Source organism: Rossellomorea oryzaecorticis (assembly GCF_045897515.1).
Taxonomy (GTDB): domain Bacteria; phylum Bacillota; class Bacilli; order Bacillales; family Bacillaceae_B; genus Rossellomorea; species Rossellomorea enclensis.
In genome coordinates, this window is the sequence record NZ_JBJOSA010000003.1 from 265,756 (window position 1) to 278,562 (window position 12,807).

A 12,807-nucleotide genomic window follows, 5' to 3' on the forward strand; every position below is an offset into this window, starting at 1 on the left:
AAATCCTGCAGCCAAATATGACTGCAGGATTTTTGATTGTATAATCAGTTCGTTTCAATCAATCCATATTTACCATCGCGGCGCTTGTATACAATGTTAGTTGCGTTTGTTTCGGCATCCGTGAAGACGAAGAAACTGTGTCCCAGCAGGTCCATCTGCAGGATGGCTTCTTCACTGTCCATCGGCTTCAGGTTGAACTGCTTCGTACGCACTACTTCTGATTCAGTCTCGTCCTCAACTTGAATGGCAGCGGCTCCATTCGGAGATACGTGGTTAAGGTCCTCCTGAGCTGCGAAGAATTCCTTCGGGCTGCCCTTTTCACGCATTTTGCGGTTCACTCTTGTTTTATGCTTGCGGATCTGGCGTTCTAATTTATCCACTATTAAATCAATGGCCGCATACATGTCCGTGTTGCGTTCCTCTGCTCGAAGGACCAGGTGCGGCATTGGAATAGTCACTTCAACTTTAGTATTTTTATCAGGGTACACTTTCAGATTAACATGTACATTTGCATCAGGAGTTTCATTAAAGTAACGATCTAACTTGCCAATCTTCTTCTCCACGTGTTCGCGAATCGCTGGAGTTACCTCAATGTTCTCGCCTCGAATGTTGTAATTCAACATGTAAACTCCTCCTTTTAAAAATAAAGCTATGTTGTATATATTCTTCATTCCCCCGAATATTCCTGCTTAAACTTTCAAAATTTTTTGTCATTTTAAAAAGATTTTTGTCACAGGATTTTGAAATATGTCGAAAGTGTTGGTACATAAGGGATTGAAGAATGGGAAGAGTGAAAGGGTGTGGAGCTTGTTGATTAACCATTCACTCTTTCTACTATTATTATCTCACTGAATTCGAGTTTTAGACGGGGCATATTTGAAGGATTGGTGGAGGTTTCGGTACAGATTTGTGACTGATTTTCAAATGATAAAAGTGTACCGGGATTTAGTTTATATCAGGTTCACATAACTGCATTCATCATGAAACTTTATCCATTTCCAAAACGTATAATTAAGTATTATCGCAAAGGAGGCAATCTCAATGCTCTTTGAAGTGTTCCTCATCATGATTGCAGTATATATTCTTATTTCACTCCTCATCCTGCCGTGTCAATACCGCTTTCTAATTACCTTAAAAAAGGAAGAGGAGAAACATAGAAAAAAAGGCCGTACCCAAGGGGAGATGTACGATACGATGAATGCCGGGGAGCTGGCGCTTCACAGCAATATGCAGGGAAATCCGCTATTTTTTCTTGCTAATATACTTGCTTCTATCATCTATTGGTTTAAACATCGCAAGCAAAATGTCTAAATCGGAAATAGTCGTAAAAGAAACAGCCCCACTCAAACCCAGGGCTGTTTACTAATATTAATTATTCAATAACGGCTTCAAAACTCGATCGATCTTCAGCTTCCAGGCAGAAAATGCAGGCGAAAGTTTGCCTTTTACGATTTCTTCTTTTATATTGCTTTCCTGAAAATGACCGTTCAGTTTCAGTGCCTGATCGGTGACATGAGTGAATTTGTTTAATACTCCAATAATGTCACTATGCTCCTTGAACAACTCTATGAAAATTTTATTACTTTCTGAAACCTGTCCCAGTGCTTCGAACACATCGGCCAGGACGCGGTCACCTTCCGTTTTTTCAATGTCTGAGAAACTGGCCGTGACATATTCCAAAGCTTCTTCAATTGTTTCAAGCATGCTCACGTATCGGGCCAGCAATTTATATTGTTTCTCATCAAATGTAACTGCTTTTGTCAAAAAATCACCTATTTCTTTTTATCGTAAAACATTCCATCATGCTGCAGGGATTGATATGGATTCGTATACCTCTGAGCCGATGATTTTTTCTTGGTTAATCCGTTCATGTCCCGTTTGATTTCTGTACGCAGGAGAATTAACTTGCGGTCGATTTCCTGATTCCATTCCATCATCTCCTTGCCGAGCAGCTGCTCATCTGATGAAAAAGGAGGCTTGATACTTCCGAGCAAGCTTTGTCTTTCTTCAAGCAGTTTTTCTATCTTCTCTATCACAGTTTCTCGACTACCGCCTGCCACTTCTTCAATAGCTTGTTTCAGCTGCTTCGTAATCGAGTGGCAAAGCAAAACCGAACTCATTATGCCTGCCTGCCTTGTCCGGCATGCTGCTTCTGGCGATTGACTTGAATGACCTGTTTCCAGGTGTCCCGGAATTCAGTGATCAAACCCTCGACCTCTTCTAAAATAGTTCGATCGTTTTTTACATTCGCTTCCGTTAAGCGGCGATTGATATAGTCATAAAGTGACATGAGGTTCTGCGATATTTCAAGATCCGTATTAAGCGTGACCATCAGCTCGCTGACGATGGCCTGTGCTTTTTGGATGTTAGTATTCTTCAATTCAATGTTTTTCTCTTCAATGGCTTTCTTAGCTATATGAATGAACTTCAGGCTTCCGTTATAAAGCATAAGCGTGAGCTCACCCGGTGACGCAGTAGTGACCGAGTTATTCTGATATGCTGCGTACGGATTGTTGATGGCCATATTGACACTCCTTTTTTGTTGCTGTTAAAAAATATTACATGCCTCCGCCGAATTGCTGCATGAGATACATGGATTGCTGATTCGCCCGCTGGATCGCTTTCTCCATGGCAGTGAACTGACGCCAGTAGCGGTCTTCGACTTGGATCATGCGGTCTTCGAAGCGGTCGATTTGATTGTCCGTATTGTTTAATAAACGTCCCAAAGCAAAAGTATTATTCGTACTGGAAGCTTTACCTGCTTTTTTCTCTACATTATCCATCGTATCTTTCAATGTATCACGCAGACGTCGGGCAATTCCCTGCTCTCCGGATGTTGCGCCGTCTTTTGCGAAGATTTCATAGATGGCATTGGGATCTTTTGAAATAGCCTCACGCAGCTTGGCTTCATCGATGATTAATTTTCCACGTTCCAAATAGTTGCTTGAGGTCTTGATACCGATCTGTGACAGCTGGTCTGTCCCTGAAGTACCTCCGGAAACAGGAGTGTAAAGATCCATCCGCATTTTATTCATTGCAGAAGAAAGAACTGAATCATTGCGGAGAGTTCCGCTCCGTGCCTTTTCTTCCCACATCTCGATTTCTTTTTCTTCCATCGCTTCTTTTTGTTCAGCTGTCAGAGGCTTGAAATCACGGTAGTTCTTTTCGTTGAGTTCGCCGTTTACTTTTTCGATCAGTTTGTTGTATTCATCCACGAATTTAACTACTTTTTCTAGGATTTTGTCGGTGTCGGGTTTAGATGTAAATGTGACGCTGGTATCCGTTGTGTCTTTTAGGGTTAACTCAAATCCATTTATCATAAATGTATTTGATGCACGTTCTGTTTTCATTCCGTTATAGACAAATTCAGCATTGGTACCAGCTGTACCGCGCGGGGTCCCGTCAGCATCTGTCAATAATGCAGCATCGTCATTATTCGCTGCCAGGTTCAATGAAGTAAACAAATCCCCTTCAAGCTCTATTTCTGGTCCCCCGTCATTACTTCCGGTATTTTTGCTCATGACAGACATCTGTTTGGTGTGGGAATCGTAAAACATCGTTACGCCTGTCTGATTATTTATTTTCCCTATTAAGCTATTAAGCGTTTCCTTTTCAGGGTCAAACTTAATCTCGGTAAACTTTTCTTCCATTGTTCCATCAGCTTTAAGAGCTTTAATTTTTATAACCTGCTCTTCAGTTAACTGAAGGGATTCGCTTATCTTTTTGCTTGGATCAAATGGGTTACCATCGATGTCCGTCTGGGTAACTTCTGATCCAAACATGGTCGCTGCAGTAGCCAGCTTGTTTACTTTAATACTTCCGGAAAAATCAGAAGTGGAATTTATATTTTTTATGGACACTGCATTTGGGTCAGAAACGGAAACCGTCTTCTGCGTATATGTACCTTGCTTCATAACTCCGTCAAAAATAAGATTACTAAAATCAAACATCATCTTATTCATGTCCCTGTAATCATCACGCTGCCATTCAAGATACTGCTTTTTTTGCTGCAATTTATCGAGCGGGATACGCTCCGCCTTCATTAAGTCTTTTATCATTTGATCGGTGTCCATGCCGCTCGCAAGCCCGCCGATTCTCATATCTGCCATCAGGAATCACCTTCCTTAAATCTTCTTATCAACGATCAATCCTACAAACTCAGTCATCGCTGCATACATATCAAGCATCTTCTTTGCCGGGATCTCCCTGACGACTTCCTTCGTCTGCTCGTCTACAATCGTTACATAGTATTCCTTCAATTTATCATGAAACTCAAATTTAAGATGTGTGTTCGAAGCATGCAAAAACTCATTCATCCCCTGAACGACATCCTCCACTTTTTCTCTCGTGACAGGCTGGTTGTTGGTCTCTTCTTGATGTCGTTCCTGTCCTTGTATGTATGTCACTGCTTCGTTTTGATTGTTTTCTGGTTTGGTAAATGATTGTGTGGGTTGAATACTGCCTGTCACTTTTTCAATCATTGGTTGATCCTCCTTGGGGGGTATATGGGTTATATCGGAGAGAGAGAAGGAAAAGTTTAGTTTCTTCTAAAAGAAAGGAGTTTCATTTATACAAATAGGAACAAAGTAGTTTATAATTAAAATAAGAACATACATTCCTATCGGTAGGAGGAATATTATGGGAGATGACATAGAATTTTTTGATATCATGAACGGGAAGTTATTAGGTGATGGCTGTATCACAAAACAAGAAGGGAGAAAACCTCGATTCCAATTTACTCATTCTAAAAAAGATAAGGAATGGTGTGAGCATTGTTATTCAACCCTAAGAGATCATCTTCCATTAAATGCTCCTAAATATAAGAAGGTAAAAGACCAGAGAGTACAATCAGGTTATACAGAAGGATATTACGTGCAGTCCAAAACCCATGAAGCCATTACTGTGTTAAGAAACCTTTGGTATAAAGATGGCCAGAAAATACTCCCGCTCAGTTTTATCTCAGATCATCTTACTGCTAGGACCCTTGCCTGGTGGTATCAGGATGACGGCCACTTGAAAATACAAGGCAACATACCGAAGAAAATAATCCTATCTACAGAAAGTTTTTCACCTCTGGAAAATCTCCAACTTTGCAAGCTACTAAAAGAAAAATTCCACCTGTCGTTTTCTCAAGATAAGCAAAACAGAATTATCCTCTATGATAAGTTTCAAATCCTATACTTTTTAAAGCTTATCGAGCCTTATCTACATCCAAGTATGAATCGAAAATTCATACCCTTTTTTGATATTAGTTTTTCGGAATTCACTTCAAGAAGGACTACTATTTATCTTCCTGAATATCTATCATTGAAATCACCCACTGCAGAAATTAATAAGCGACTTTTGTTACTGGATCAACATTTAGAGTTATACAGAAATGAGAGATTCTATTCAAAAGAAAGTTTGAGCTTTATTGAGAGCTCTAGAAAAGAAGAGGAGACTAGGTCTTATCAAATAATGATAAGTCAGGGGAATATACAACGATTGAAAATGCTTAGCGGACTTACTGGATTAAATAATAGTTTGCTTACTTTGTTATGCTTTCAATATATAAAATCTTAGCTCCGTATCAAAGGAAGCAGGAGATACGTCCCCACGCTTCCTGACAAATGTTGATGGTTGTTGGCTGATTCTTGGGGTCCAAACAAACAAAAACAAAATATTCCCTATCCACTTTACCTAAGAATTGCTTCAACAATTGGTAGACATCTTAGGTACTTTGTACACACCGATTCTTATATAACATACTTGATTTGACACTAGCTTTAGACTAGCACTCAAGCTTCTATAATATACAGAACAAATCAAAGTATATTAAAGATATAAATCAGGACCGTATTGGTCGTCTGGATAAGGTAGTCTATCTAGATGATACATCAAAAAGGCAAGATACTTCTTGGTATGTGATTTAAAATCATCGAAGGTGCCTATTTCTCGACTTTTAAAAGCGTGTATTGCATTTCTTCTCTGCTGCATAAATAAAACCCAATCGTCAAATTCTGAAGCAGACACCTTATCTTTCCAAATTTTATTCTTAAAATATTGACGGAGTTTTTCAAATGTAATTTCGTCTGGGTGGATAACACCCTTTTTATTTTTGTAATTTGTCGAATCATCCAAATAATCATTTAAATATACGGAAAGGAAAAGTTTTATAGTACCTTCTACTAAAGTACCAAGGTTTGCCCAAGCCAGTATTAAATCCCCATCTTCCGCTTCGTAACAAGAGCACTCATTCCACCTCTTCATTGAGTAGGAAAGTGACACTTGCCAATCCAGTCTTGATTTACTTAATAAATTTGATGCTTCAACTGGTGCCCAACCTAATGCATTTGACCAAAAATCTCTAACATGTTTATTTAGTTCGATAATTTTATCTACGACTTCTAAATACGTTAATTGATTTATATTTGTAATTGAAATATTCATAAGTCCTCCCGTTTACAATTATTAGCATAATACCTCTAATTACCCGCTTTTTTCAAATAGAGAAAAAAGAGACACTAGTATATGAACTAGAGTCTCTTTCAAATAATCTAAAATTAGCGAAGAAGTTGTAAAACTCCTTGTGGTTGCTGATTTGCTTGAGCAAGCATTGCTTGTGCTGCTTGAGAAAGAATAGAATTCTTTGTTTGGTTCATCATTTCTTTCGCCATCGTGCGAACATTTACTTTCATAAATGACCAGACTATATCTTCACCCTCTGGAATTCCAGTAGGGGTTGGGCACTTCGGATTCACAATGCTGATGACCATTGTTTCACCTACGGATTTCATCACCCTAGCTTTCGCCTTAGATGGTCTATCCTAGTCGTTGAACCTTCTCCACTTTTTCAAGACAGGAGCTTGGCTGCTGATTGCCCAATCTTTTCTTTTATCAAACCATCACGCTTGTCGTTTCCAACTACGTTGTGGCAAGAAAAGCTCTAAGGGGTTTCCAGCAATTCACCCAATTATGATCTCTGACAGTTACCAGTCAGGACGACTGTGCTTGTCACTACTTAAGCAGCAGTTAAAGCATAATCTACGTCACGGATACGAGATTCAGCAGCAGTTAAGTTTTCAGCTGATGTACCTAAGTTGTTGATTGTGTGCTCTAAGCGGTTTTGATTTGCACCAAGCTTAGCACGTTCTTCAGAAACTGACTTAATGGCACTATCAATTGTTGTAATAGCAGTTTCAGCACCAGATTGAGTAGAGATATCAATACCATCTACACCTAATGCGGATGATCTCATATCACCAATAGTCAAAGAAGTAGTTTGAGTTTGGTTTGCACCAATTTGGAAACGTAATCCTTCTCCTGAAACTTCAATTTCAGTGTCACCACTATTAGCAGTTAACGTATTATCAACTGTTAGTTCTAAACCACCAATTTTAACCTTACCATCAGTAGTCACTTCTCCTGTTAAAGAAGCTACTGTGTTGGAGTTGCTATCAGCCAAGGTATAATTAGCAGTTTCACCAATAGTAAAAGTTGCTGTTCCATTGCCAGTAATAGCAGTATTATCAATAGTTAACTCATCACTACCTACAGAGAAAGCAGTTGTTCCAGATGCTGTACTAATATTATCTACAGCACTCCCAACAATTGCACCATTAGAGTCTAATAATGAAACCTTGTATGTTGAAGCAGTTGTTCCAGTTTCGACCTTAAGTGAATAAGTATCTCCTATATTAAAAGCACCGTTAGTTGTTGTTGTTAAATCTATTTTTGTAGCGTCGGATAAGCCAGTTCCTCCAGCATTTATATCTGTTGCAACCTCATCAGCACTAGCTACAGTAAGAGTGTAAGTATCCTCAACCATAAAGTCTTTTACTTGAGCACCTTGAATATTTGCAGTTCCAGCTGTTGTAATATCTGAAGCTTGATTTTGCTCACCATTTAACAAACTTTTAGTGTTAAACTCAGTTGTATTACCAATTCTGTCTATTTCTGATTTTAACTGTTTTACTTCAGCTTGTAATGCGTCACGGTCCTCATCTGTTTGTGTTCCGTTTGCTGCTTGCACTGATAATTCACGCATACGTTGAAGAATAGAGTGCGTTTCATTTAAGGTACCTTCTGCAGTTTGAATCAAAGAGATTGCATCTTGAGAGTTTGTAGAAGCTTGCTCTAGTCCACGAATCTGTCCACGCATTTTTTCAGAGATTGCTAAGCCTGCTGCATCATCTCCAGCTTTATTAATACGAAGACCTGAAGATAATTTCTCCATAGCTTTCATTTGCCCATTGTTAGCAGCACCCATCTGACGATATGTGTTAAGAGCCGCAATATTATGATTAATTCTCATTACGTAATTTCCTCCTTGAAAGTAAGTCCACATCCTTGTGAACTGTTCAGTATTTGGTTTACAAAGAACAGAAAGGTCGGCCGCCCTTTTCTTCCTTGCTTACATGGTTATTATCGGTCGTTTTTACCAGGGTTTAATAGATTCACATAAAAAAATTATTGTTTTTTCGGCAAAATATTGAGGAGGTTGTCGATTCCTTTGGAGGCTTCGTTGTTTTCTTCCTGGATGGTCAGGTAGATTTCTTTCCGGTGGATTTCGACGTTCTTCGGTGCGTTGATGCCGAGCTTCACCTGATCTCCTTTTATCGACACCACGCTGATTTCGATATCTTCCCCGATTTGGATGGCTTCGCCTGTTTTTCTTGTAAGTACCAGCATCGTCTCACTCCTTACCGGCTTGCTCGTGCTGAGCAAAGATTGGATGTTTTGTTTGATAGGTTGTATCATTTAGGATTACTTGTTTGGCTTTGTTGTTTGCCAGGTTGATGATGATTGGCGCTTGAAGGTTGGCTGTCGATTCATTCAAGGTTTCCCTCATTGTAAGGATGGTCAGTATTTTGACATCTTTTTCAGTAGTGAAGCCTAATAATTCTACCGTTCCCTGATCAAGTTCAAAATCATATTCTTTTGTAAATAGAAATGGATCTGTTACCACGAATCCGAGCTGAGGGGTGATAACGGATTGCAGGATGTGAAACAACTCATTGTCCTGCAGAGGGAGGATGACGAATTTCTTTTCTTCAATGAATCCCGGGATCCCCTGCTCAAAATTCAACACACTGTCTTCTTTGAACTCAATTTCGCCATGATATTTCGTGTTTATAATCATGTTCTCATTCCTTTGCCTTTAAATTTCCTGTTCGTAATTAATTCCAACATGTTTTAAGTTCACAAAATCAATTTGCAAATCGGCATACCTCTGGAGACTTATATCTACCTGTGCCTTTGACACATTTACGTCCGGCTTTACAACCTGTGTATTATTAATCACTTTCTGAGGTTCAACATGGACCTTCACCTCACCTGGATCGTATTGGATCTTCACACTTCCCGCCGATGGGATCCAGCCTATATTAAAATCATAAATTGGATTTTCGCTGTTTCGTTTTGCCTGTTCGGCAATGGCATTTCCGTCGTTCTCGATTCTCATCAGTTCGTCGCCGTCCTGAGCAACGCGGGCGAGTCCGGATAACCAGTCTTCATACCCCTGCCGTGAAAAATCTTCTATCCTGCGCCGCACGGATTTTAAATCCATGTCTGCCCGTGCTTCCGTCTGATCGATCGTCAGCTTAGATGGTCGGCGTTCGATATCCATCTTGGCTTTCGGCTGCTGAATTTCAAGGGCAGGTGGCGGTGTTTCAATTTCCACCCTGCCCGGTGTTGTTTTTATGCCGATAGAGGCAGCTGTGGATTGCAGCCGTATCTGTGGAAAGTTCATCGTATCTCTCCTCTATTTAAAAGGGGACCACCCCCTTAGGTGACGAAACACCTTAAAGGGTTGGTCCCCTAACAATTATCTTAAAAAGTCCATTAAAGTCGGCTGGATGATTCTTGCCCCAACGCCGAGAGCAGCACGGTGGACGCTCTCCTGCGTCTTCAAATCCGTGATGACCCGTTCGATATCTGCATCTTCGTTGTCAGACAGAATCCTGTTCGCCACTACTTCCTGCTGGCCGAGACGGTCGTCGATCATTTCCAGGCGGTTGTAGCGGGCTCCCAGTTCGGAACGCTCTGCTGACAGGATCTCCATGACATCATCCAAGTTCTCGAGTTCTGTATCAAGAGCTTCGGTATCACCCGATTCCAATGCTTTTTGAATATTGTGCACCGTATCAAACAACTTCTGGCTGAAGACATTGCCTGGATTGACGTTCGCTTTCAATGAAACGCCCTGAGAAACTTCTACATTGTAGTTACCGATCACAGTACTGGTCAGATTATCCGCAACCTGAGGGGCACTGCCGTCTGCAGGATTTCCATCTTTAATAGGTGAGTTTCCAACATCTGTTCCGTGGAAAATATATCTCCCGGCAACCTTCGTTTCAGCCACTCCCACCAGATCCGCTTTAATCTGTTCGATTTCTACGGCAACAGCTTTCTTGTCTTCTTCACTTAGCGTTCCGTTCTTTCCTTGGAGTGTCAGCTCCCTGACACGCTGCAGCCCCTGGTTCGCCTGATCAATCCCGGCTTCTGAGTTATCCATCCACAAATATAATTCCGATAAATTCCGCTTATACTGCTCGATTCCCGTCAGGTTCGAACGGTAGAACATTCCTTTCATCGCGACTACCGGATCGTCGGAAGGCTTGGTGATTTTTTTACCGGTGGCAAGCTGATCCTGGAGCTGGCCCATACGGGCATAGGATGAGCTCAAATTTCTCATTGAATTATTGGTTAACATGCTTTGTGTTACGCGCATTTACATTTCACCTTCCTATCTTCCCACAGTTCCCATGCCATTGATGATTTTATCAAGCATTTCGTCCTGGAGTGTAATCATTCTCGCTGAAGCATTATATGCGTGCTGGAATTTGATCATATCGGTCATTTCTTCATCAAGAGAAACACCGCTTACGGACATCCGGCGTTCTTCCACGGCACCGCGGAGGACACCGGAATTCTGTGACAGCCGCACGGATTCCTGAGACTCAACTGCCATGGCACCGATTACCGATTCGTAATGGGCTCTAAATGAAGCTGGTTTTTCCCCGTATGATAGTTCAACCGTTGTAATGATATCAGCAAGCGCGCTCACATTGGCTGCGTCGCCGAGTGTCGGATTATCAGCACTTGCCGTTGCGATCATATCGAGGTTGCTCAGTTCATCCGCAATTTGCATACGTTGTGCGAACCCTGCTTTATCAACGTCTTCTAATTCAGCTGAAGCATCCTTCGCATCCTGGAAGAACTTCGGTGTTTCGACGCTTGGGTCTTCGAGCTCAGCCGGGGACACCCCTTTTTGGTGCTGCTCGTTGAAAGCCTTCGAGAATTCATACGCCATGCTGTCTAGTTCGTTGAGCATCGTAATGTAGGAACCTTGTGCTTCACCGTTTTTGTCGGTGTATCCATATGTATCGATGAGCGCCCTTAGCTTCCCTTCACCTTGGGATAAGAAGTCGTTCACGTTCAGCTTCTGATTTCCGATCGTAATGGAATCGACCGTACCCTGCGGACCTTCGGTGGATAACTTCAATTTGTTCACACCGTTTTTCCCAACCAGATTCACGGCAAAATTCCCGTCCTTGCCGACCAGGTTCACGGTCACCTGTCCTTCTGCAATCGGTGAAGACGCACCGCCGCTGGACTGATAGCTCGTTTGGATGGTGACATGCTGTGAAAGTTCATCCAGGAGACGGTCCCGTTCATCATAGAGATCGTTAGGTAAATAGCCATGCGGCTCGACATCGGCAATCTGCTTGTTGATTTTATCAATTTGGCTTGTCAGTGAGTTGATCTGCTTTTCGGTTACGGACAGCTCATTCTTCAAATCACCACGCACTCCTGCAAGTGAGGTGGATAAATAGTTGAAAGTATTAGCGACGGCGATACCTCTTTCACGGACAACCGAGCGGGCACCTGCATTCGTCGGATTGACGGCAAGATCCTGGAGTGACTGCCAGAACATGTCCATCGTTTTGGACAGACCGGATTCAGATGGCTCGTTCATGACTTCCTCCATTTTCTTCATCGCTTCCATTTTCGACTCCCAATACCCAAGCTTGTTGTTTTCACCGCGGTATTGAACATCAAGGAACGAATCGCGCACACGCTGAATAGACCCTGCCTCTACACCGGTTCCCATTTGACCCGGGATATCAGGACGATTCATGGATGGAGCCGGGTACGGCGTCGTCTGTTCAAAATTCACGCGCTGGCGGCTGTAGCCGGGCGTGTTCGCATTGGAAATGTTGTGGCCTGTCGTATAAAGGGCGCCTTGCTGTGTGTACATGCCGCGTTTCGCGGTTTCAAGGCCGTGGAAAGTAGATCGCATGGTGGTGCCTCCGTTTCAAAGTTTTAAGCCTGTGAATCAAAAAGTGATCGCTGCCGGGGTGATTTTTTCTCCCCGTTCGGGCGGGCGTAAGTTGTCTGTTGGTCCTGAGGCTGCATGATTGATAGATTCATATTTACAAACTGCAGGGATTGATAAACGAGTTTCTGATTTAGTTCATTCCGTTCTTTCAATTGGGAAATCAGCTCTGTCATTTTACTCTGCCAATCAAGGAGTACGGCCTGATCGTCAGGTTCACTGTACTCGATGCATTGAGATAGGGTCGGCGGTTCTTCGGTCAGCAGACCGAGTGATGTCAGGTATCCCGCAGACTGCCGCTGCCGCTCATTCTCGACCGTATTGATAGCGGCGATATGCTTCTGCTCATCTTTTAACAGGCCGTCGAGCCCTTTCATATCACCGCTTTTAACCGCATCTGTTTTCCTTACAGATAAATCAAGCAAACTTTTGTTCAGCTTATACAGTTTTTCAAGTGTCGCGATTAATGTGGATGCTGACATGTCTGC

Annotated in this window: 16 protein-coding genes and 1 pseudogene; 2 read left to right on the forward strand and 15 right to left on the reverse strand. The window is 42.0% G+C overall.

What is annotated here, in order from left to right:
• Nucleotides 1-44: 44 nt before the first annotated feature.
• On the reverse strand, nt 45-623 hold the full coding sequence (gene hpf / locus ACKA06_RS05490) for a ribosome hibernation-promoting factor, HPF/YfiA family (protein ID WP_064566675.1): 579 nt from the start codon (nt 621-623) through the stop codon (nt 45-47).
• A 418-nt stretch (nt 624-1,041) separates the two neighbouring features.
• Here hpf and ACKA06_RS05495 point away from each other — a divergent pair, with 418 nt between their 5' ends.
• The gene (locus ACKA06_RS05495; RefSeq protein WP_411159170.1) at nt 1,042-1,311 is read left to right on the forward strand and encodes a DUF3949 domain-containing protein; all 270 of its coding nucleotides are present in this window, start codon (nt 1,042-1,044) and stop codon (nt 1,309-1,311) included.
• 57 nt (nt 1,312-1,368) lie between these two features.
• Here ACKA06_RS05495 and ACKA06_RS05500 read toward each other — a convergent pair whose 3' ends face one another.
• The 5 genes from ACKA06_RS05500 to flaG are packed head-to-tail and all read right to left on the reverse strand — an operon-like array spanning nt 1,369 to nt 4,481.
• Nucleotides 1,369-1,764, reverse strand: a complete 396-nt coding sequence (locus ACKA06_RS05500) for a hypothetical protein (protein ID WP_411159171.1) — start codon at nt 1,762-1,764, stop codon at nt 1,369-1,371.
• Nucleotides 1,765-1,772: 8 nt separating this feature from the next.
• On the reverse strand, nt 1,773-2,120 hold the full coding sequence (locus tag ACKA06_RS05505; protein ID WP_411159172.1) for a flagellar protein FliT: 348 nt from the start codon (nt 2,118-2,120) through the stop codon (nt 1,773-1,775).
• Entirely contained in the window at nt 2,120-2,524 is a 405-nt protein-coding gene (fliS, locus tag ACKA06_RS05510; RefSeq protein WP_411159173.1) for a flagellar export chaperone FliS, read from the reverse strand. The genes ACKA06_RS05505 and fliS overlap by 1 nt, the downstream gene beginning before the upstream one ends.
• 34 nt (nt 2,525-2,558) lie before the next feature.
• On the reverse strand, nt 2,559-4,109 hold the full coding sequence (locus ACKA06_RS05515) for a flagellar hook-associated protein 2 (RefSeq protein WP_411159174.1): 1,551 nt from the start codon (nt 4,107-4,109) through the stop codon (nt 2,559-2,561).
• Nucleotides 4,110-4,124: 15 nt separating this feature from the next.
• On the reverse strand, nt 4,125-4,481 hold the full coding sequence (gene flaG / locus ACKA06_RS05520; RefSeq protein ID WP_411159175.1) for a flagellar protein FlaG: 357 nt from the start codon (nt 4,479-4,481) through the stop codon (nt 4,125-4,127).
• A gap of 157 nt (nt 4,482-4,638) precedes the next feature.
• Between flaG and ACKA06_RS05525 the strand changes: the two genes are divergently transcribed.
• The gene (locus ACKA06_RS05525) at nt 4,639-5,562 is read left to right on the forward strand and encodes an endonuclease (RefSeq protein ID WP_411159176.1); all 924 of its coding nucleotides are present in this window, start codon (nt 4,639-4,641) and stop codon (nt 5,560-5,562) included.
• Between the two features lie 252 nt (nt 5,563-5,814).
• Here ACKA06_RS05525 and ACKA06_RS05530 read toward each other — a convergent pair whose 3' ends face one another.
• The 9 genes and pseudogenes from ACKA06_RS05530 to ACKA06_RS05570 all read right to left on the reverse strand — a co-directional run bounded on the left by ACKA06_RS05530 (nt 5,815) and on the right by ACKA06_RS05570 (nt 12,801).
• Nucleotides 5,815-6,429, reverse strand: coding sequence for a hypothetical protein (locus tag ACKA06_RS05530; RefSeq protein WP_411159177.1), 615 nt, complete (start codon nt 6,427-6,429; stop codon nt 5,815-5,817).
• A gap of 113 nt (nt 6,430-6,542) precedes the next feature.
• Nucleotides 6,543-6,656 (reverse strand): annotated as a pseudogene (locus ACKA06_RS21655) (flagellin); the annotation flags it as partial.
• 344 nt (nt 6,657-7,000) lie between these two features.
• Nucleotides 7,001-8,293: a flagellin N-terminal helical domain-containing protein gene (locus ACKA06_RS05540; RefSeq protein WP_411159178.1), complete on the reverse strand. Its 1,293-nt coding sequence runs from the start codon at nt 8,291-8,293 to the stop codon at nt 7,001-7,003.
• Nucleotides 8,294-8,448: 155 nt separating this feature from the next.
• Nucleotides 8,449-8,670: a carbon storage regulator CsrA gene (csrA, locus tag ACKA06_RS05545; protein ID WP_411159179.1), complete on the reverse strand. Its 222-nt coding sequence runs from the start codon at nt 8,668-8,670 to the stop codon at nt 8,449-8,451.
• 4 nt (nt 8,671-8,674) lie between these two features.
• Complete coding sequence (gene fliW / locus ACKA06_RS05550) at nt 8,675-9,121, reverse strand: flagellar assembly protein FliW (RefSeq protein ID WP_411159180.1); 447 nt, start codon at nt 9,119-9,121, stop codon at nt 8,675-8,677.
• 18 nt (nt 9,122-9,139) lie between these two features.
• Nucleotides 9,140-9,730, reverse strand: a complete 591-nt coding sequence (locus tag ACKA06_RS05555; protein WP_411159181.1) for a DUF6470 family protein — start codon at nt 9,728-9,730, stop codon at nt 9,140-9,142.
• Between the two features lie 75 nt (nt 9,731-9,805).
• Nucleotides 9,806-10,711, reverse strand: a complete 906-nt coding sequence (gene flgL / locus ACKA06_RS05560) for a flagellar hook-associated protein FlgL (RefSeq protein WP_411159182.1) — start codon at nt 10,709-10,711, stop codon at nt 9,806-9,808.
• Between the two features lie 15 nt (nt 10,712-10,726).
• Nucleotides 10,727-12,283 (reverse strand): flagellar hook-associated protein FlgK, encoded by a 1,557-nt coding sequence (gene flgK, locus ACKA06_RS05565; protein WP_411159183.1) that lies wholly within the window; start codon nt 12,281-12,283, stop codon nt 10,727-10,729.
• A 23-nt stretch (nt 12,284-12,306) separates the two neighbouring features.
• Entirely contained in the window at nt 12,307-12,801 is a 495-nt protein-coding gene (locus ACKA06_RS05570; RefSeq protein ID WP_411159184.1) for a flagellar protein FlgN, read from the reverse strand.
• Between the last annotated feature and the right edge of the window lie 6 nt (nt 12,802-12,807).

What these genes read in the sequence shown, in the direction of transcription:
- fliS (WP_411159173.1), bottom strand. Translation starts at nt 2,524, where the DNA reads ATGGCCATCAACAATCCGTACGCAGCATATCAGAATAACTCGGTCACT.
- ACKA06_RS05515 (WP_411159174.1), bottom strand. Translation starts at nt 4,109, where the DNA reads ATGGCAGATATGAGAATCGGCGGGCTTGCGAGCGGCATGGACACCGAT.
- ACKA06_RS05505 (WP_411159172.1), bottom strand. Translation starts at nt 2,120, where the DNA reads ATGAGTTCGGTTTTGCTTTGCCACTCGATTACGAAGCAGCTGAAACAA.
- ACKA06_RS05555 (WP_411159181.1), bottom strand. Translation starts at nt 9,730, where the DNA reads ATGAACTTTCCACAGATACGGCTGCAATCCACAGCTGCCTCTATCGGC.
- flgL (WP_411159182.1), bottom strand. Translation starts at nt 10,711, where the DNA reads ATGCGCGTAACACAAAGCATGTTAACCAATAATTCAATGAGAAATTTG.
- ACKA06_RS05495 (WP_411159170.1), top strand. Translation starts at nt 1,042, where the DNA reads ATGCTCTTTGAAGTGTTCCTCATCATGATTGCAGTATATATTCTTATT.
- fliW (WP_411159180.1), bottom strand. Translation starts at nt 9,121, where the DNA reads ATGATTATAAACACGAAATATCATGGCGAAATTGAGTTCAAAGAAGAC.
- csrA (WP_411159179.1), bottom strand. Translation starts at nt 8,670, where the DNA reads ATGCTGGTACTTACAAGAAAAACAGGCGAAGCCATCCAAATCGGGGAA.
- hpf (WP_064566675.1), bottom strand. Translation starts at nt 623, where the DNA reads ATGTTGAATTACAACATTCGAGGCGAGAACATTGAGGTAACTCCAGCG.
- ACKA06_RS05570 (WP_411159184.1), bottom strand. Translation starts at nt 12,801, where the DNA reads ATGTCAGCATCCACATTAATCGCGACACTTGAAAAACTGTATAAGCTG.
- ACKA06_RS05540 (WP_411159178.1), bottom strand. Translation starts at nt 8,293, where the DNA reads ATGAGAATTAATCATAATATTGCGGCTCTTAACACATATCGTCAGATG.
- flgK (WP_411159183.1), bottom strand. Translation starts at nt 12,283, where the DNA reads ATGCGATCTACTTTCCACGGCCTTGAAACCGCGAAACGCGGCATGTAC.
- ACKA06_RS05525 (WP_411159176.1), top strand. Translation starts at nt 4,639, where the DNA reads ATGGGAGATGACATAGAATTTTTTGATATCATGAACGGGAAGTTATTA.
- ACKA06_RS05530 (WP_411159177.1), bottom strand. Translation starts at nt 6,429, where the DNA reads ATGAATATTTCAATTACAAATATAAATCAATTAACGTATTTAGAAGTC.
- flaG (WP_411159175.1), bottom strand. Translation starts at nt 4,481, where the DNA reads ATGATTGAAAAAGTGACAGGCAGTATTCAACCCACACAATCATTTACC.